Source organism: Paenibacillus sp. 01T424, assembly GCF_056398745.1.
In genome coordinates this window covers 25,333-43,657 of sequence record NZ_JBFTPZ010000013.1, presented here as the reverse complement: position 1 = coordinate 43,657, position 18,325 = coordinate 25,333, and the positions used below count along the sequence as shown (strand labels likewise).

The following is an 18,325-nucleotide window of genomic DNA, read 5'->3' as shown; positions in this document are numbered from 1 at the left end:
TTATTTTTTTACGGGGATTCGATATAATAAAAAATTTATTACATGTACCGATGATGTTCGTTCTTCTTCGACAAATTTCATTGCTCATTTACCTATTGACGCGGTTTTTAGATAAATGGATTTAATTAAAAATAACGCCCGTCTAAGCTGCTATTCAGCTCAAGAGGGCGTTATTTTCTAATAGCAAGCCATTATGCAGCTTCGCCGATATGTCCGTTTGCCGACTTCAGCAGTACTCCTGCATCCTGCAGCATCCATTCGATAAAGCAGCCATATCCTGAAGAGGGATCATTAACGAATACATGAGTGACAGCTCCAACTAATTTGCCATCTTGAATGATCGGACTACCCGACATCCCTTGAACAATACCACCGGTTTTGCTTAACAATCTTTTGTCCGTTATCTTAATAACCAAACCTTTTGTCGCTGGACCAGATTGCTTTGATACATGCACAATTTCAATATCAAAGCGCTCAACCTTCTGTCCATTCACAACAGTCAAAATTTGCGCTGGCCCTTCCTTAACATCTTCAGCAAATGCGACAGGAACAGATTTATCACTGTAACTGTGAGTAGGAACTTCATTCATTTTGCCGAAAATGCCAAACGGAGTGTTTCGCTCAACATTGCCTAATATTTTGCTTTCTTTCACAAAATGCGCTCTTTTTTCTCCCGGCTCGCCATTTTGGCTTTTGTTAATGGACGTAACGCTGGACTGTAAAATCTGGCCTTCGCCAACATCAATCGGAGTTTGTGTGTCCATATCCGTGATAACATGGCCTAATGCACCATAAACACCCTGATCTGGTGCATAAAACGTTAATGTACCTACGCCGGCTGCTGAATCACGGATATATAAACCTAATCGCCATGCCTTATCTTCCGCATCATAAACTGGATTTAAAAGCGTCTTGCCTAATTGCCCATCTCGCTTATAGGTTACTTCAAGCGGCTTCTTCTCATTGCCAGCCTTCTCACTTAGCTCCGCAATCCTGTTTACTTGATTAATGCTTGTACCATCAATCTTCACAATTAAATCGCCTAAACGCAGTCCTGCGGCCTCACCAGGGGATTGTTTCATGCCGTTGCTGCCAGCTACCTGATGATGTCCTACAACTAAAATGCCCGATGATTTAACTTTGACTCCAATCGTTTGACCGCCTGGAATGACACGGAGATCAGGTACAACATTAACCTTTACAGTCTTGAATGGAATTTTACCAAATAATTTCACTTTCATTTTCGTTTGACCGCTTTGACTCGACTGCAGTGACAGTGGTTCATTCAAATTTACGGATAAAGAATGACTGGTTGATCCGTTAATCTGAAGCATTTGAGGGTCGACCGTTACTTCAGCATGAACGGGCACTCCATATTGTAAACGTTTCAGTTGCCCGGAGAATAAACGAAGTTCATTCGGGATTGCGGCAAAATGTTGAAACGGGGTGGAGCTTCCGATCATGCAAATGAAGAAAACGAGAACCAGGCCAAACCATCGCTTCCTTTGACTGGAGTTCAATGATTTCACGCTCCCTGTATTTCCATCGCATGACGAAGAAGGATAAGTCGCCAATGGCGTACCTTTAAGTTACCCTCACCCGTTCGTTTTATGTCCACAAAAACATTCCCTAATTGGCTTCCATTACGCTCCTTTCTGTCTATGTGCCAAATCAAGCATTTCTTGTGCATGATTCCGTGTTTTTTCCGTTACTTCCACTCCGCCAAGCATGCGTGCTAGTTCTTCGATACGTACCGCTTCAAGCAGTTCCGATACAGATGTAGATGTACGCGAACCAATGACTTGTTTTCTTATTTCATAATGATGATCTGCCATGCAAGCAACCTGAGGCAAATGCGTTATAGAGAATACTTGGCACTTCGATGCAAGCTGTGACATTTTCTCTGCGATAGCCTGAGCAGCACGTCCGCTGACGCCTGTATCGACCTCATCAAAAATAAGTACAGGAACTTGATCAATTTCTGCGAAAATGCTCTTAAGGGCGAGCATAATACGCGACATTTCTCCCCCAGAAGCAATCTTGCTTAACTGCTTCAACGGCTCTCCTGGGTTAGTAGAGAGCATAAAGATCGCTTCATCCATACCATTGCTATGCAAGCGAATCTGCTTTGTTTCACCCGCTCCTCCGACTGTCGTATCGATTTGCACACGAAACTTAGCCGCTGGCATTTGAAGCTGTCCTAGCTCATTCTCAATCGCTTCAGACAGCTTTGTCGCTGCATGCTCCCGAAGCTGTGACAATTCCTGTGCCAAAATCAGCGCTTGATCATAAAGCTTCATTTCCTCTGCTTTAAGCTCTTCAAGAAGTTGATCACGGTTCTCGATCTTGTCACGATCCACAATTGTCCTCTCTAAATAAGCAAGTATATCGGGTATTGTTTCCCCGTATTTGCGCTTCATACTATTTATTAAATCAAGCCTGTCTTCAACCTGCGAGAGCTGATCAGGATCAGACTCAATGCCATCACGATAATCACGAAGCTGGAATGCAGCATCTTCAGCTTGATAAAAGGCAGATTGAAGCTGTTCAAGAAGTGGATTTAGTTTCGCTGCGTCATAAGTTTGAATATCTATCAGCTTAGCTACTGCCTTGCTAACCATATCAAGCCCTTTGCCTCCATACAAAAGCGAATAGGCCTCCGATACGGCGTCCATTCTCTTCCCTGCATACAATAACTTGCGCCTCTGCTCTGTTAGAAGCTCATCTTCCAATGGCTTAAGCTGCGCATTCGATATTTCTTCAATTTGAAAACGATATAAATCAAGCATTTGCACATTGTGTCTAGTCGAATTTTCCAGCTCGCGTAATGATGCCCTTGCCTGCTGAAGCTGCGAAAATATGGTCCGATATATTTGCTTCCGTTCAATTAGCAAATCTCCAGCGAATAGATCTAGCCACTCTAAATGCTGTTCTGTTCGAAGGAGTGATTGATGCTCATGCTGACCATGAATATTGACAAGGCATTCGCCAATTTCCCTTAGCATGGTCATTGTAACGAGCTGGCCATTCACACGGCTGCTGCTCTTACCATTTGCAGACAGCTCTCTTCTTATTACTAACATCTCATCACAGGATGCATGTACACCAAGCTTGTTCAGAACGACCCATACAGGATGATTTCGTGGAAGGTCAAATAAAGCTTCCATTTCAGCTTTATCACAACCATACCGTACCATGTCTGCGGAGCCTCTACCGCCGACCAGCAAGCTTAGCGCATCAATAAGAATCGATTTACCTGCTCCTGTCTCTCCTGTCAATACATGAAATCCATGATGAAATGTAACGTTTACTTCTTCAATTACCGCTAAATTCCTTATCGACAACTCACGCAGCATGGCTCTGACATCCTCCTTAGTTCAATAGCTCAAGTAATCGTTCTACTACTTCATTGCTTTGCTTCTTGGTTCTGCAAATCATCAAGATCGTATCGTCTCCGCAGATTGTACCCATTACTTCAGTCCACTCCATATTATCAACCAATGCACAAATGGTATTTGCTGTCCCTGGCAAACATTTCATAACAACAAGATTATCTGTAAAGTCAATATGTACAAAATGGTCAAGCAAAGCCCGCTTAAGCTTATGAATAGGATTTTGCTTCTGATGCTCTTGCGGAATGGAATACTTATATTTGCCTTCACCTGCAGGCACTTTAATTAGCATTAATTCCTTCATATCGCGTGAAACGGTCGCTTGCGTTACTTGCATACCTGTCGTGCGAAGCGCTTCTACAAGCTCCTCTTGTGTCTCAATCACACTATTGCTAATAATTTCTTTAATTCGATATTGACGAAGCCCCTTCATAAAAAACCTCCATGAGTTATTGGTCTGCAATGTGAAACGTGACTTTGCGAATCAACTTCTCCCTTGCGTCCACGAATAAAATTCCATCGCATTCGGGCAAAAGCAGCGAATACACAAGCAAACGATCTCTTACACCGCTCGGCGACCAGTCAATTGGCATCCGGTCACGAGCAGTTTTCACTATATACGTGCAATTATTCTTTTCCGCAATATAATCAATGTATAACCGGCTTCCCTTTCCAAGCGGCACATCATCAAGCTTGATTGGAATCGGAACTAAATGTTTTCCTGAAGTTACTTCGTACCCAGCTTGCTCCAGCAACAATATATTTTCATCATCTACTGAAAGAGTACCGCCCTTGCCGAGCGTAAGCCGACTAACGCTTGCAGGCTCATGCAGCCAGCGGTGAAACACTCTGAACAGCCACAATACGAACAAACATCCAGCGACAAGCATGATCGCCCAATCACCATAGGTTCCCATCAGCATCCCCCATTCGCAAATGGATTGTATACTTATTCGTTCGCTATGCTGGGGGCATTTTCCTGTTTGTGTCGATTGCCGAACGTTTGTTTGCTTTTCTATAGTTTAACAAATGGAGCACTATGCTGTAAAGTAAAAAAGATGCCGGCAGTTATGACTCTGCCAGGCACCTTCCTCATTTATTTATTCGTTGTAAAGGTTTCATTTGCTTGTTTCACTAGCTCTGCTAATGCGTTGTCATCGGGTACAGCAGTATTTGGTTCAGCAGACCAATGCCAATAAGCTAAAAATTCAATATTGCCTTCTCCACCCGTAATTGGGGAGAACGTAATATCCTGCAATGAAAAACCAATCTCAGCTGCTCCAGTCAAAACGGTACGAAGTACATCTCTGTGCACGCCAGAGTCACGTACAACTCCTGATTTACCTACTTTCTCACGCCCAGCCTCGAATTGCGGCTTAATTAAAGCTACAATACCGGAACCAACCGTTAATAACGTAGATAAAGCAGGCAATATATGTTTTAACGAAATAAAGGATACATCAATTGTTGCAAATGTTGGCGGTGGCCCAACTAAATCAGCTGGCTGCGTATAACGAAAATTAGTTCGCTCCATAACATGAACGCGTTCATCTTGTCTTAGCGACCAATCAAGTTGGTTATATCCAACATCAATAGCATATACATATGATGCCCCATTTTGTAATGCGCAGTCGGTAAAGCCACCGGTTGAAGCACCGATATCGAGCATAACGCGTTCGCGCAAATCAATATTAAACACTCGAATCGCTTTTTCCAGCTTTAGCCCGCCTCGGCTAACATAAGGATGAAGCGCGCCCTTTACCTTAATGTCTGCCGAACGTGCCACCTTCATACCGCTTTTGTCAACAGGCTCGTCATTTACTAGCACAAGACCCGCCATCAAAGCCGCTTTTGCCTTTTCTCTGCTTTCATAAAAGCCGCGCTCAACAAGCAATACGTCTATTCGTTCTTTAGCTGTTGTTGTTGTCATCTTTCACCCTCAGACGTTACTGTTTGCCAGTAACTCGTTTCATGCGCCTTGGCTGCATCGTTTTTAATTCTGTTGCAACTCTATCAGCCGTTAATCCAATTTCTTTGCGTTGTTCTTTAATGGATCCGTGTTCAACGAATACATCAGGTACTCCAATGATCCGAATAGTTAAGCCGTAAATGCCTTTGAGTGAGAAGAACTCAAGAACAGAACTGCCAAAACCGCCAAGCTCTGCATTTTCCTCAAGCACAATCATATGCCTGCCTTCTGCAGCAAACGATAATAGCATCTTTTCATCAAGCGGCTTAATAAACCGAGCATTTACAATTTGAACATTGATGCCTTCACGCTTGAGAAGGTCTGCAGCTTCTTCAGCAACCTGCAGCATCGGTCCAATGGCCATAATAACGGTCGAGTCGCCTTCGCGTACGGTTTCCCACTTGCCTATAGGCAATACTTGCGGATCTGCTTCCATCTCTACGCCTAATCCTGCAATGCGCGGATAACGAACAGCTATTGGGCCATCATTATATTCTACGGCGGTCTTGAGCATTCGTCTTAGCTCATTCTCATCCTTAGGCATCATAATGACCAAATTTGGTATATGTCTTAAGAATGAAATATCATAAACACCATGATGTGTTTCACCATCCGGGCCAACGAATCCAGCACGGTCTATGGCAAATATAACATTCAGGTTCTGACGGCAAATATCATGAACGACTTGATCATATGCTCGCTGCAAGAAAGTCGAATACACTGCAAACACAGGTTTCATGCCTTCAATCGCTAAAGCAGCAGACATGGTAGCTGCATGTTGTTCTGCAATGCCCACATCGATCATTCGATTCGGAAATCTTGCTGCGAATGGCAGCAAACCTGAACCGCCCGGCATTGCTGGAGTAACAGCAACGATGCGCTCGTCCTTCTCAGCAAGCTCAATTAGCATCTGACCAAAAACGTCAGTATATACTGGCGGGCCAACTGCTTTGACTACTTGGCCTGATTCAATTTTGTATGGCGTGATGCCATGCCATTTGAACGAATCTGCTTCGGCAGGAGAATAACCTTTGCCTTTCACAGTCAATACATGGACTAAAACAGGTCCTGGCATTGCATCCGCTTGACGCATAATATCAATCACTTGCTCGATATCATGTCCGTCTACAGGACCCAGGTAAGTAAATCCAAATTGCTCGAACAATATGCCGCTAACGAGCAAATATTTTAAGCTGTCTTTAAAACGTTCAGCCGTCTTAGCAAGCTTCCCGCCGATTGCCGGGATTTTGTTGAGCAGCTGTTGAAGCTCATCCTTAGCTTTATGATAATGACGATCTGTACGAATTTTCCCTAAATAGTGATGCAATGCACCCACATTTGGAGCAATGGACATCTCATTATCGTTCAAGACAACGATTAAGTTCTTGTTCTCGTGTCCGATATGATTAAGCGCTTCTAAGGCCATACCGCCAGTTAAAGCACCGTCGCCTATAACTGCAACTACACGATTGCTCTCACCCTTAAGATCACGAGCAAGCGCCATACCCATAGCGGCAGACAATGATGTACTGCTATGTCCAGCTTCCCAAACATCATGTTCGCTTTCTGAACGTTTGACGAAACCGCATAAACCTTTATATTGACGCAGCGTATCAAACCGATCCATACGACCGGTTAAAATTTTATGAACGTAGGATTGATGGCCTACATCAAAAATAAACTTATCTTCTGGACTATTAAATAAATAATGCATGGCTAGGGTCAGCTCAACGACTCCTAAGTTAGGAGCGAGATGACCACCCGTAACGGAAAGCTTCTCAATAAGGAACTGACGGATTTCAGCGGCCAGTTGCTCTAGCTGAGCGGTTGTCAAAGCTTTCAAATCTTGAGGTCCGTTAATCTGGTCAAGCAGCACGTTACTTTCCTCGCTTTCGCGGACAGCATTTATTGCTGTCCCATGTACATCTACATTTTTCCTATTATAGCATACCGAGCTTTTTTTCCCAACCAAAATGGAAAAAGCATCACATACTCAATGATCGCGCCCAACAAGATAATCTGCAATTTCAAGCAGTCGATCTGGAGCTATGAACTCCGCTTCCAGCACTGCAGACTTCGCTTCCTGGGTAAGCCGTTCAACTTGAGCTTTGCTTTCTTCTATTCCGATAAGGAACGGATAGGTTACTTTATTTTGCTGAACATCACTGTTCGTCTTCTTACCCAGCTTTTTCTCGTCCCCAATCAAATCCAAAATATCATCCTGAATTTGAAAAGCAAGACCGATGTTGCGTCCATAAATCGCGAGCAGTTCAAGCTGCTTTTCTGTTGCTCCGCCAATACGGCCGCCAGCCATAACCGAGAAGGCAATAAGATCACTTGTTTTATGAAGATGAATATACTCTAGTTCATGAATTGACGTAATGCCTTGCTCACCTAGCATATCGGCAACTTGACCGCCTACCATCCCGGGAGCTCCTGCTAATTTAGCCAAATCTTCGACAATGGCAAGCGCAACATCTGCTGCGACACCGCCTTGACGAGCTGCTTGTGGAATTAAATGAAAGGCGTGCGTCAGAAGCGCATCCCCGGCTAATATCGCCATTGCTTCACCAAAAACCTTGTGGTTGGTTGGCTTGCCTCTGCGGAAATCATCATCATCCATAGCTGGCAAATCATCATGCACTAACGAATAGGTGTGTATAAACTCTACGGCACAAGCAACAGGCATAGCAGCACTCAATGTTTCTGGCTTATTGAAAACAGCTTCTGCGGCTGCAATAACGAGTGCTGGTCTTAAGCGTTTCCCACCTGCTTCAAGGGAATATAGCATTGCTTCCCTCAGACGTAGGGGAACATCCCATGAGCTTGGTAACGATTGTTTTAGCGAAGCTTCAATAAGCTCCGTGGTTTGCGATAAATATGCTTTTATTGCTGCCCTCTCGCTCAAGCTTATTCCCCTTTATTCTCGATTGCATCTGCAAACGTTTTTTTCTGGAAGCCTTGCTCTGTTTCAATCAATAGTTCGATTTTTTGCTCAACTTGCTCAAGTTTCCCCCCGCAAAGCTGCGAAAGCTTCATTCCTTCCTGGAATAACTCAATCGCTGTCTCAAGAGGAACATCGCCATTCTCAAGCTTAGATACAATAGAATCTAGTCGTTCCATTGCTTGCTCAAAAGTGAGCTCACTTTGATTCGTTGCTGCCATCCATTTGCTCTCCTCTCAATGAACCTACATGACAATCTAGCTGACCGTCTGCTACTTTCACCTTTACGATGTCGCCTACTTTCACATCGCGAATCGATTTGATTAATCGTTGCTCTTGCTCATCATACACAAGGCTGTAACCTCTAGACATAACTTTTAAAGGACTTAAGGCATCAAGCTGCTTCATAGAGGTATAAAGCTTGTTTTTCCTGTCTTTAACAGAATTATTCATAGCACTCTCTAGCTGCTTCGTCGCTGTCTGCCACCTTTTGGCTGCGAAAGCTACCCGCTCGCCAGGATGATGGGCAGAAAGTGTAGCTTGCTGCCTTGCCAATCTTATATGACTTCGTTCTGTAATACGTTTTGTTCGCTGAACGAGCTGCTCTGACAATCGATCGAGCCGTTCAGCCTGCTCAAGCAAGTACCTGCGCGGATGCAAGAAAAAAGGTGAACGCCTTATGCGCTGCAGCTTCTCCTTCTCATCACTCACACGGTAGCGAATTCCTTGTACTAGACGCTGCTGCTGGCGATTCAGCTGCTGCTTCAATTCGGAAATGCTCGGAACAGCGAGCTCTGCCGCAGCTGTAGGTGTGGCGGCACGCAAATCAGCGACAAAATCAGCAATCGTGAAATCTGTTTCATGGCCTACCGCACTAATTATCGGAATCTGCGAGTTCGATATGCTTCGAGCAACGGATTCTTCATTGAAAGCCCAGAGCTCTTCTAATGATCCGCCGCCGCGCCCTACAATTAATACGTCGGCTTCGCCAAAACGGTTCATTGCTTCTATCGCTTTTACAATAGCAGGTGCTGCCCCAGTCCCTTGAACGAGCACAGGATAAACATAGATCGGTATTAATGGGTAACGGCGCTGCAAAGTAATGATAATATCACGTACAGCTGCACCCGTTGGCGATGTGATAACTCCAATAGCCTTTGGAAAAAGAGGAATCGCCCGTTTGCGTGACTCTGCGAAGAGCCCTTCATTGCTCAGCTTGCTCTTAAGCTGTTCAAACGCTAGATACAAGCTCCCAATACCGTCAGGCTGCATCGAATTAACATAAAATTGATAATTGCCGTCGCGTTCATAAACCGTTATATTCCCTCTAGCAATTACCTTTGTACCTTCCTTAGGTATAAACGGAAGCCGCTGGTTATGGGATGAGAACATAATGGATTTGATTCGGCTATCGCTATCTTTCAGCGTAAAATACATATGTCCGCTTGAATGATGTGTAAAATTGGAAATTTCACCGCGCAGCCAAATATCGCCAAGCAGTGTATCCGACTCCATTTTCATGCGAATATACCGATTAAGCTCTTTTATGGAATAAATTCGAGGCTGATCAGCCATGCCCGCCATCACTCCTTAATTCCGTTAGCCCTTTTTGCTGCTGTAATCGTATTTTTCATTAAGAGCGTAATCGTCATCGGACCAACTCCGCCTGGTACTGGTGTAATGAAGCCGGCTGTATCCAAACAATCGTCAAAATCAACATCACCCGCGAGCTTGCCGCTCTCCAAACGGTTAATGCCGACATCAATAACAATTGCCCCTGGCTTAACAAATTTACTGTCAATAGCTTTTGCCTTCCCGATGGCAACAACAAGAATATCTGCTTGTTTAGCGATTTCCTCCATGTTTGCAGTACGAGAATGACAGATCGTAACTGTAGCATTCTCACGAAGCAGCAGCATGGCAACTGGCTTGCCCACAATATTGCTTCTTCCGATAACAACGGCATGTTTCCCCGAAATATCAACACCGCTGCGCTTAATAAGCTCAATTACTCCAGCAGGCGTACAAGGCAGCAGGCTGTCGTCGCCAATAACCAAATTGCCAACACTTTCCGGATGGAAGCCGTCAACATCTTTTTCAACGGCAATCGCATCAATAACAGCCTTCTCGTTAATATGCTTCGGAAGAGGCAGTTGAACTAGAATCCCGTTGATCGTAGACTGATTGTTCAAACGTTCAATAACAGCAAGTAAATCCTCTTCACTTGTGTCTGCGTCTAAACGATGTACCTCTGAATAAAAACCAAGCTGCTGGCAAGCTTTTTCCTTAGAGCCAACGTAAACTTTTGAGGCAGGATCTTCGCCTACGAGTACGACTGCCAAACCTGGGATAATTCCCTTTTCTTTCAAGGCTGCAGTTTCCTTAATCATCTCCTCACGGATAAGGTCGGATATTTTCTTTCCTTCAATGATTTGTGCACACATAGCTCCAGTCTCCTTTTACATCGATGAATGTTTGATTAATTTCATATCCATTATGATTTTAATTCTTCGATTTCCAAAAGCAATTTTCCAAGTACGCCGTTTACAAACTTGCCGGATTCCTCTGTGCCAAAATGCTTGGCAAGCTCAATCGCTTCATTGATCGTTGCTTTCGGCGGAACATCATCGCGAAATACCATCTCGTACGTAGCAAGCCTTAGAACCTGGCGATCTACACGGGATAAACGATCAATATGCCAGCCTGTCAAAAATTGCTGTAGCATACCGTCAATGGCTTGCTTATGTTCCATTACGCCAGCTACAATCTCACGTGCGAACGCATCTGTGCTGCCTATCTCAGCAGGATCAGCACCCATTTCATTATCTAAACTCATTTCTTCCACAAGCATGTCCACTGCATCTGAAGCCGTAACTTCATTCATTTCCATCTGGTATAAGCTTGAAATCGCTATTTCTCGTGCTAATCTACGTTTCATGTGACCTCCGCGGCAGTTTCATGCCGATAAAATGGTTTTATTCTTGTAAACTCAATTGTTCAAGCCAATATTTCAAAAAAAACCTATGATCTCCTCCCTGCCCCGAATAAGCGGCTTTCCGAAATCCGGAGTACGGAGGAGACCACAGGATCATTTAAACGGTCGAAATCTTTCCAACAACGAATACCAAAGCCGCTGCCATGGAAAAACAGGTCCGTCGCTTGTTTCCTTTTGTAAGCCGATCCAATAACCGATTGAGACGAGCAGCCCTACAAAAAGCATGTCCCAAAAACCGACAAACAAATATAGCAATCCGAAAAACAGCCCTATCGCTGCGCCAATCATACGATTCTGATAGATGTTCCAGAATTCCCTCCACATGAGCAAACTCACCTCTATTCCACGCGACTCTTAAATGTCCCCGTTTGAATGATGTTCGCAACATATACCGCAACGTTCGTTACGGGTATACCGGCAATATCCTCTACATGCTCTTTCACCGTACGTTGAATCTCTTCCGTAAGCACCGGTATGGAACTTTCTCCATCTACTACAGCGCGTATTACGATATCAAGTCCAGCATCCGTTGCCCGAATGCGCGCACGCAAGTCCTTAACGCCGCGCTGGCGCGATGCTGCTTTCAATGTCAAATTTTCAATGGTTTCAAGAGAGATGCGAATATCTCCGAAATCAGTTCTTTGATCAATTGACGGAGCTGTAGCTGATCCTCGATAAAGAGATACGACAAAAAACCTTAGGCTAAGAATGAATAGGATGACTCCGACAACTGCGAGCGTAATCTGTATGGAGTCGATACGATATAAATCGCCTATTAAATCGTTTAATAAATCTCGCGATATCCAGCCAAATCCTATGGATAGCAGAAAAACGGATAAACATCCAATCACGATGCTATACAAAAACAAAAGCAGCTTGTCCACGACCTTAATCATGCGTAGCGCCTCCTCCTGCCAAGCCGAATGAAAACCCCCTTGCGCCGAGCGGCATGCCCATTCACGAGGGGGTTGTACGGGATTTAATTAAAACATCTTTATTTATTTAACTCGGTGCAGCACTTCTTCTTCTTCCGGTTTATCAGGCGTCTTGAAATGTACATCGTGAATATGTACGTTCACTTCAACAACGTGGAGTCCCGTCATCATCTCGATAGAACGTTTCACATTACGTTGAATTTCCGAAGCGATCTCCGGAATACGGTTGCCGTACTCAACGATAATGGATACATCTACCGCAGCTTCGCGCTGACCCACTTCAACTTTAACACCTTTGGATAAATTTTTGCGTCCAAGAAGCTCTACGATGCCTCCTGCAAATCCGCCGCTCATTCCAGCGACTCCATCCACTTCAATCGTAGCTAATCCAGCGATAACTTCGATGACTTCAGGTGCAATTTGAATCGTGCCAATGTCCGTTTTCTCATACTCCGCAGCTATCGTACTCATGATGGCTGTACACCTCCTTAAAGTTGCGCGTACTCGGCGTCAAGGCCAAGCAATAAACCGCATCTTGTTAATATACTATAACATTCGGTAAGAAATATGACAAACGATACTACTTGTTCACATCTTTGTCGTATCTTCATTCAGAAGCGTTAATATCGTGCTCCTCAAGAAACTTAATGTCGAAGTTTCCGCTTATGAATTTCGGGTGATTCAGCAGCTTCAAATGGAAAGGAATTGTTGTCCGAATGCCATCAATAGCGAATTCAGACAATGCCCGTTTCATTCTTGCAATGGCTTCTTCGCGGGTTGAGCCCCAAACGATAAGCTTAGCAATCATCGAATCGTAATGCGGTGAAATCGTATAGCCAGGGTAAACTGCGCTATCCACACGTACACCCGCGCCGCCTGGCGGCAAGTAAAAGGGAATCAGGCCAGGAGAAGGCATAAAGTTCCTTTCGGAATCCTCTGCGTTAATCCGGCACTCGATGGACCAGCCAGTAATTTTCAAATCACTTTGTGAGAATGAAAGTGGATTGCCCTCTGCTACAGAAATCATTTCTTTAATTAAATCCACGTTAGTGATCATCTCCGTTACGGGATGCTCAACTTGGATACGCGTATTCATTTCCATAAAGTAGAACTTCTCATCAGGGCCAAGTAGAAACTCTAATGTTCCTGCGCCTGAGTAATTTACAGCTAAAGCAGCGCGAACTGCTGCTTGTCCCATCTTATCCCGCAGTTCAGGAGTAAGAACAGAACAAGGCGCCTCTTCGACGAGCTTCTGGCGTCTGCGCTGCACAGAGCAATCACGTTCGAACAAATGAACAGCATTGCCATGCTTGTCAGCCATAATTTGAATTTCAACGTGCTTCATGCCCGTCAAATATTTTTCCAGATAAACGCCCGCATTTCCGAAAGCCTTTTGAGCTTCCTGTTGTGCAGTCGTAATTTGCGCTACTAGCGTTGTCTCGTCATCCGCAATTCGGATGCCTTTGCCTCCGCCACCCGCTGTTGCTTTAATAATAACGGGATAGCCGATTTCGCGAGCGACACGGATAGCTTCATCCATATTCTCAACAAGACCGTCAGAACCCGGAATGATTGGCACATCAGCCGTTCTCATCGTCAGCTTAGCAACCGCTTTGTCGCCCATCTTATTAATGGCTTCCGGCGATGGCCCGATGAAGGTGATATTGCATGATTCGCATATTTCAGCAAAGTCAGCGTTTTCAGCTAGAAAACCGTAACCTGGATGGATAGCATCACACTCGGTTATTGTAGCTACGCTCATAATATTCGTTAAGTTTAAATAGCTGTCTTTAGATGCCGTGGGCCCGATACAATAGGCTTCATCGGCTAACCGTACATGAAGCGAATCACGATCCGCTTCGGAATACACGGCAACAGTGCTAATACCTAATTCGCGGCAAGCGCGAATGATACGTACAGCAATCTCACCGCGGTTTGCAATTAATATTTTGTGAAATTTCACGTAGGAACCCCTTTCAAACGACAGTTTCCCTGTTCGGACGTCAACTCACTACATTATTCAGGCTTTACAAGGAATAGTGGCTGGCCGTACTCAACGAGCTGACCATTAGAAACCAAAATTTCCACGATTTCGCCTTTAACTTCTGCTTCAAGTTCATTCATCAGCTTCATAGCTTCCAATATACATACGACGCTCTTATCATTTACGCGATCGCCTACTTTTACGAAAGCTCCCGCTTCCGGAGTCGGAGAACTATAGAACGTTCCTACCATTGGAGATACGATTTGATGCAAATGATCCGTTGAAGGACGAGCTGGTGCCGTTTCTTGTACGGCTTGAGTCTGCGCTGCTGGAGCGGCTGGCTGAGCTTGTAATGGTGCAGGCGCGTATGTATGCGTAATTGGGGCCGCTTGCACATTCACCACTTCTGTTTTGCCAGGCTTGCGGATGAGCAGGCGAGTCCCTTCGTTTTCAATTTCCAGCTCATGAACGGAGGTTTGATCAACCAATTTGATCAACTCTTTGATCTCGCTCAATTTGAACATGAATATTTTCACTCCTTAAATTTGCGATAGCAAGATTGCTTCCATAGCTTGTACACCTAAATGGTGTCCATGCCATTATAACCAATTCTTTCACATAACGTTTAACATTATATCATAAACAAGCCTGAACACGAATCATTTTTTGTATATTCGAGCATGACAGCCAAAAAAAAGGTCTTGCCCCCTCCAGCTAATATGCCGAAGGGACAAGGCCTTTTCTTGATGGTAGAGCTATTGAGGCTGCTTAACCGCTACATATTGTACGGATACTTGATCAGCATCGACATCAAGCGTGCTCATGACCAGTTTAATAATGTCTGCAGCTTGCTTTTTCTCAAGCTTATCGCTTGAAACCACTACATTGTATTTATCGCTTTGCTCGTCGATAACTACATTTTCGTATTGTTTCAGCAGCTCTGCTTCAATGCCTGTGAGTTTCGTGTGCTTCTCCTCCAGCATGTCAAGCTCAGCTATTGCAGCTGATGCTTCCTCCGGCTTTTTAAGCGTATCATTAACTGCTGCCATCACCCGATTATCTACCTCATTGTATTTCATTTCCCGTTTAGCAAGCAGTTCACTAAATACGCCGCCTGCTGCTAATCCTTGCGCATCAATCTGTTTCAAAGTTTCTTTATCAGCTTCGCTCAAAACCGCTCCATCAACTGGCTTCTCTACCTCGTTTACAACGATGCCATTGCCGCTTGTTGCAGCTTCTGTCGCATTTTGCGCCGCTTGCTCTGTTTGCGAGCCATCCGTCAACACATCAGGCGTATCCACATCTTGCGTGAATAAATAATACGCTGATAATACCACCATTAAACTGAGCATTGATACAAGCCATACCGTTTGTCTTTTCGTGTTCATGRGAACACCCTCCCCATCATTTCAATTTGGTTTTATTGTTTGCTTGGTACAACAGAAATTCGATTAACCGGTACGTTGATGCCCTTCTCCACCGCATTGGTAATGAGACGTCTGACTGTTACGTTTTCAGCACCTTTGGCAACTATGAGAATACCGCGTATGCGCGGGTTAATCGTTTTAGTAATAATTGGCTTTTGGTCCCCGGACACTTCGTACAGTACGACCTGTCCGTCTTTTGTGATTGATGTAATGTGCCGCTTGCCGCCGTTCGGATCATTCTCATCCGTAATTTGCTGCGATTCTTGTGTATTTCGTTCTAGGATGCTTTCTTCTGTAGAATCGAGAGTTACAAGTACATCAACTGTTCCAACGCCTACAATTTTCTCTAATATTTCCTTCAGCCTTACTTCTAAGGAATTTTCGAGAGTGGCGAACACTGAACTTCCTGAGGTAACCGAATTGCCCCAAGCTGCCTCCGACTGAGGCGGCGGATTAGGTTCTTGCACAGAGGGCTCAACTCCTTTATAGGGTAAAAATGAATTTAGAATCATCAGTGCTGCACCAATCCCCCCTATGATTAATAAAATTCGCAGTGTCCGCACTCGCTTTGGACCGCCAGGACCGCCGCCAACCGCTGATTCTATGCCATCAAGCCATTTGGCCACCGCGCCTTACCCCCTCTCCATCCTTGAACCTCTCACTTCGCCTTTTGTTGATCCGCAGGTTGTCTTACGATGATTTGATCTTCAGCAAGCCCCCACCCCTTCGAAATCAAGCTGCTTATTGCAGCTGAAGTCGCTGGATCAGCTCTTGACCAATTCCCTTCCGTCTTTTCCGTTTCCGTAGATGCTTCCAGAGCAGCTTGATCATCTATACCGCTTGGAACTGTGCTTCCACCTTCAATAGGCGCTATTTCAACATCTACAACAACGGGCTGTACTGCTTCCACGGAAGCCTCTTCCTTAAACGAGCTTTTTTTGTTATCTGCTGCCTTGAGTGTCACGGTTACTTCACTAATATAGGGAGTTGCTTTACCGGAAACAGTAGTCCATTTCAATATGGCATCAACCTCTGCTATAGGAGCTTTTGTCCGCTCGACCAGCTCATTTCGAATGGATGCTTCCAATGTTCGTTCCGTTAATTTTGCAGCTTCCAGGCTGCGCTTATCGCTCATCGCCTGAGCATCTCGCTTAATTTGGTTTAATCCGCTCATTTGCGATTCAACCTTCATGGCAGATTTGCTCCAATTGTCCATTCCTTCATCCAGCTTGGCTCCAATGTCGCTTTGTATAAGTTTCAATATGGGTGAGAGTATCGTCAGAAGGATGAACAAGCCGACTACTAGCCGAGCGTAGCGCTGCATTGCTTTGTTCGGGAGCAGAAGTTCGACGAACACTGCCAGAAGAATGACTGCAATAATATCTCTCAGCCAGTCACTTAACCAAGCAATCACAGCTCTCGTCCCCTTCCTTACCTGACCATCATCGCCGCATTGCCTGCAGTCAAAATGATCGTAACCGCAAGAAAAAACATAAGACTGACAGCAGCCAAAGCCGCAAATACGTAAATCATCGTCTTGCCGATCGTCTCTAGGCAGGTGACGATCGGTGATTCTCCCAGCGGCTGCATGACAGCAGCAGCAATGTTATAAATGAGCGCTAGCGTCAAAATTTTGATTGCAGGAAATGCGCTGATGAAGAGCAGAATAATGACACCTGCTAAGCCAATTGCATTTTTCGCAAGCATGGAAGCAGAGATGACTGTATCCGCCGCATCGGAAAACATTCTCCCTACAACAGGGACGAAATTTCCTGTTACGAACTTAGCCGTTCGCAGTGTAACGCCATCTGTAACCGCTCCTGTCGCCCCTTGTACGGAGATGACTCCTAGAAAAACCGTCAGCAGCACTCCCATAACGCCTACTCCAATGTTTCGCAGCAGATTAGCTAGTTGGGTAACCTTGAATTTTTCTGATAAAGCACTTGCTATATGAAGCACGGCCGAAAAGAACAATAATGGAAACACTAGCGTGTAAATGAGTGTTCCTACGGCATGAATCATGAAAATAATCAATGGATGTAAAACCGATACGGTGACTACGTTGCCCATTGAAGCAAGCAGCGTTAGCAGCAGCGGGACCATCGCAAGCATAAATTGAATCATGCTTTCAATAGCTCCTTTTGCATAACCCATTGCGACATGGAAACTGTTTACCGCGATAATGATTAGCACCATGTACGTAATCGAGTAGGCTACCTTGCTGACCGCGTTTCGTTCAAAAGCATTTTGCAGCGTTTCGAGCACCATACTGAACACCGTCAGCATCACTATTGTCACAAGGAGCTTGCCATTATAGAGCACCTCATGCCATAAATACTTCAGCAAGCCGCTCAGCATATCCGTTAGCTTTAGGCCATCACCTCCTGGAAGAATCATCTCCATAAAACTTGGAATATGCTGCTCTGGGAAAAAACCGCCATACTCGCTTCGGAGATTGTTCCAGTAAGACTCAACAGCACCCGTTTCCAATCCGCCAATCTGCTGGGTTGTCAGCTCTTTTGCAAGCTCATCCGCGTTAGCTTGATTATCCAAAACCGGCGCTGCGCTCTCACCGCTAATGGCATAGGTAACTGTCGGAGCGATTGATAAAATGATCATGGATACAAAGATGAACAGCAACAGCTTGGCCCGTTCACGTGCAGGAGTCAGCTTCATCAT

20 protein-coding genes are annotated in these 18,325 nt (G+C 44.8%); all 20 read right to left on the bottom strand.

Features of this window, described 5'->3' with window-relative positions; genetic code table 11:
* Positions 1-191: 191 nt before the first annotated feature.
* Positions 192-1,520, bottom strand: a complete 1,329-nt coding sequence (spoIVB, locus tag AC1DPK_RS12545) for a SpoIVB peptidase (protein ID WP_477510521.1) — start codon at positions 1,518-1,520, stop codon at positions 192-194.
* 123 nt (positions 1,521-1,643) lie between these two features.
* The gene (recN, locus tag AC1DPK_RS12540) at positions 1,644-3,356 is read right to left on the bottom strand and encodes a DNA repair protein RecN (RefSeq protein ID WP_441883314.1); all 1,713 of its coding nucleotides are present in this window, start codon (positions 3,354-3,356) and stop codon (positions 1,644-1,646) included.
* A gap of 16 nt (positions 3,357-3,372) precedes the next feature.
* On the bottom strand, positions 3,373-3,825 hold the full coding sequence (gene ahrC / locus AC1DPK_RS12535) for a transcriptional regulator AhrC/ArgR (protein ID WP_076266962.1): 453 nt from the start codon (positions 3,823-3,825) through the stop codon (positions 3,373-3,375).
* A gap of 16 nt (positions 3,826-3,841) precedes the next feature.
* The gene (locus AC1DPK_RS12530) at positions 3,842-4,309 is read right to left on the bottom strand and encodes a hypothetical protein (RefSeq protein WP_441961172.1); all 468 of its coding nucleotides are present in this window, start codon (positions 4,307-4,309) and stop codon (positions 3,842-3,844) included.
* Positions 4,310-4,488: 179 nt separating this feature from the next.
* The gene (locus AC1DPK_RS12525) at positions 4,489-5,322 is read right to left on the bottom strand and encodes a TlyA family RNA methyltransferase (RefSeq protein WP_441910399.1); all 834 of its coding nucleotides are present in this window, start codon (positions 5,320-5,322) and stop codon (positions 4,489-4,491) included.
* Positions 5,323-5,338: 16 nt separating this feature from the next.
* Positions 5,339-7,237 carry a 1-deoxy-D-xylulose-5-phosphate synthase gene (dxs, locus tag AC1DPK_RS12520; protein WP_477510520.1) on the bottom strand — a complete coding sequence of 633 codons (1,899 nt, stop codon included), beginning with the start codon at positions 7,235-7,237 and terminating at the stop codon, positions 5,339-5,341.
* 117 nt (positions 7,238-7,354) lie between these two features.
* Positions 7,355-8,269: a polyprenyl synthetase family protein gene (locus tag AC1DPK_RS12515; protein ID WP_477510519.1), complete on the bottom strand. Its 915-nt coding sequence runs from the start codon at positions 8,267-8,269 to the stop codon at positions 7,355-7,357.
* A 2-nt stretch (positions 8,270-8,271) separates the two neighbouring features.
* Positions 8,272-8,526, bottom strand: coding sequence for an exodeoxyribonuclease VII small subunit (gene xseB / locus AC1DPK_RS12510; protein ID WP_076266958.1), 255 nt, complete (start codon positions 8,524-8,526; stop codon positions 8,272-8,274).
* Positions 8,504-9,880, bottom strand: coding sequence for an exodeoxyribonuclease VII large subunit (gene xseA / locus AC1DPK_RS12505; RefSeq protein ID WP_477510518.1), 1,377 nt, complete (start codon positions 9,878-9,880; stop codon positions 8,504-8,506). Before xseA ends, xseB begins: the two co-directional genes overlap by 23 nt.
* A gap of 8 nt (positions 9,881-9,888) precedes the next feature.
* Complete coding sequence (folD, locus tag AC1DPK_RS12500) at positions 9,889-10,749, bottom strand: bifunctional methylenetetrahydrofolate dehydrogenase/methenyltetrahydrofolate cyclohydrolase FolD (RefSeq protein ID WP_477510517.1); 861 nt, start codon at positions 10,747-10,749, stop codon at positions 9,889-9,891.
* A 50-nt stretch (positions 10,750-10,799) separates the two neighbouring features.
* Positions 10,800-11,243, bottom strand: a complete 444-nt coding sequence (nusB, locus tag AC1DPK_RS12495) for a transcription antitermination factor NusB (RefSeq protein ID WP_054024290.1) — start codon at positions 11,241-11,243, stop codon at positions 10,800-10,802.
* Positions 11,244-11,393: 150 nt separating this feature from the next.
* The gene (locus tag AC1DPK_RS12490; protein WP_477510516.1) at positions 11,394-11,624 is read right to left on the bottom strand and encodes a DUF2273 domain-containing protein; all 231 of its coding nucleotides are present in this window, start codon (positions 11,622-11,624) and stop codon (positions 11,394-11,396) included.
* A gap of 14 nt (positions 11,625-11,638) precedes the next feature.
* A complete protein-coding gene (amaP, locus tag AC1DPK_RS12485) occupies positions 11,639-12,196 on the bottom strand; it encodes an alkaline shock response membrane anchor protein AmaP (RefSeq protein ID WP_076266954.1) in 558 nt (185 codons plus the stop codon).
* Between the two features lie 102 nt (positions 12,197-12,298).
* Positions 12,299-12,706, bottom strand: a complete 408-nt coding sequence (locus AC1DPK_RS12480) for an Asp23/Gls24 family envelope stress response protein (RefSeq protein WP_076266953.1) — start codon at positions 12,704-12,706, stop codon at positions 12,299-12,301.
* A 136-nt stretch (positions 12,707-12,842) separates the two neighbouring features.
* Positions 12,843-14,198 (bottom strand): acetyl-CoA carboxylase biotin carboxylase subunit, encoded by a 1,356-nt coding sequence (gene accC, locus AC1DPK_RS12475; RefSeq protein WP_477510515.1) that lies wholly within the window; start codon positions 14,196-14,198, stop codon positions 12,843-12,845.
* Between the two features lie 53 nt (positions 14,199-14,251).
* Positions 14,252-14,743, bottom strand: coding sequence for an acetyl-CoA carboxylase biotin carboxyl carrier protein (gene accB, locus AC1DPK_RS12470; protein ID WP_441886165.1), 492 nt, complete (start codon positions 14,741-14,743; stop codon positions 14,252-14,254).
* Positions 14,744-14,974: 231 nt separating this feature from the next.
* A complete protein-coding gene (locus AC1DPK_RS12465; protein ID WP_441886162.1) occupies positions 14,975-15,607 on the bottom strand; it encodes a SpoIIIAH-like family protein in 633 nt (210 codons plus the stop codon).
* A 32-nt stretch (positions 15,608-15,639) separates the two neighbouring features.
* Positions 15,640-16,272, bottom strand: a complete 633-nt coding sequence (gene spoIIIAG / locus AC1DPK_RS12460; RefSeq protein WP_076266949.1) for a stage III sporulation protein AG — start codon at positions 16,270-16,272, stop codon at positions 15,640-15,642.
* 32 nt (positions 16,273-16,304) lie between these two features.
* On the bottom strand, positions 16,305-17,060 hold the full coding sequence (spoIIIAF, locus tag AC1DPK_RS12455) for a stage III sporulation protein AF (protein WP_477510514.1): 756 nt from the start codon (positions 17,058-17,060) through the stop codon (positions 16,305-16,307).
* Positions 17,061-17,077: 17 nt separating this feature from the next.
* Complete coding sequence (spoIIIAE, locus tag AC1DPK_RS12450; protein ID WP_441910507.1) at positions 17,078-18,322, bottom strand: stage III sporulation protein AE; 1,245 nt, start codon at positions 18,320-18,322, stop codon at positions 17,078-17,080.
* Positions 18,323-18,325: the final 3 nt, after the last annotated feature.

What these genes read in the sequence shown, in the direction of transcription:
- recN (WP_441883314.1), bottom strand. Translation starts at nt 3,356, where the DNA reads ATGCTGCGTGAGTTGTCGATAAGGAATTTAGCGGTAATTGAAGAAGTA.
- ahrC (WP_076266962.1), bottom strand. Translation starts at nt 3,825, where the DNA reads ATGAAGGGGCTTCGTCAATATCGAATTAAAGAAATTATTAGCAATAGT.
- AC1DPK_RS12530 (WP_441961172.1), bottom strand. Translation starts at nt 4,309, where the DNA reads ATGGGAACCTATGGTGATTGGGCGATCATGCTTGTCGCTGGATGTTTG.
- AC1DPK_RS12525 (WP_441910399.1), bottom strand. Translation starts at nt 5,322, where the DNA reads ATGACAACAACAACAGCTAAAGAACGAATAGACGTATTGCTTGTTGAG.
- xseB (WP_076266958.1), bottom strand. Translation starts at nt 8,526, where the DNA reads ATGGCAGCAACGAATCAAAGTGAGCTCACTTTTGAGCAAGCAATGGAA.
- xseA (WP_477510518.1), bottom strand. Translation starts at nt 9,880, where the DNA reads ATGGCTGATCAGCCTCGAATTTATTCCATAAAAGAGCTTAATCGGTAT.
- folD (WP_477510517.1), bottom strand. Translation starts at nt 10,749, where the DNA reads ATGTGTGCACAAATCATTGAAGGAAAGAAAATATCCGACCTTATCCGT.
- nusB (WP_054024290.1), bottom strand. Translation starts at nt 11,243, where the DNA reads ATGAAACGTAGATTAGCACGAGAAATAGCGATTTCAAGCTTATACCAG.
- AC1DPK_RS12490 (WP_477510516.1), bottom strand. Translation starts at nt 11,624, where the DNA reads ATGTGGAGGGAATTCTGGAACATCTATCAGAATCGTATGATTGGCGCA.
- amaP (WP_076266954.1), bottom strand. Translation starts at nt 12,196, where the DNA reads ATGATTAAGGTCGTGGACAAGCTGCTTTTGTTTTTGTATAGCATCGTG.
- AC1DPK_RS12480 (WP_076266953.1), bottom strand. Translation starts at nt 12,706, where the DNA reads ATGAGTACGATAGCTGCGGAGTATGAGAAAACGGACATTGGCACGATT.
- accB (WP_441886165.1), bottom strand. Translation starts at nt 14,743, where the DNA reads ATGTTCAAATTGAGCGAGATCAAAGAGTTGATCAAATTGGTTGATCAA.
- AC1DPK_RS12465 (WP_441886162.1), bottom strand. Translation starts at nt 15,607, where the DNA reads ATGAACACGAAAAGACAAACGGTATGGCTTGTATCAATGCTCAGTTTA.
- spoIIIAE (WP_441910507.1), bottom strand. Translation starts at nt 18,322, where the DNA reads ATGAAGCTGACTCCTGCACGTGAACGGGCCAAGCTGTTGCTGTTCATC.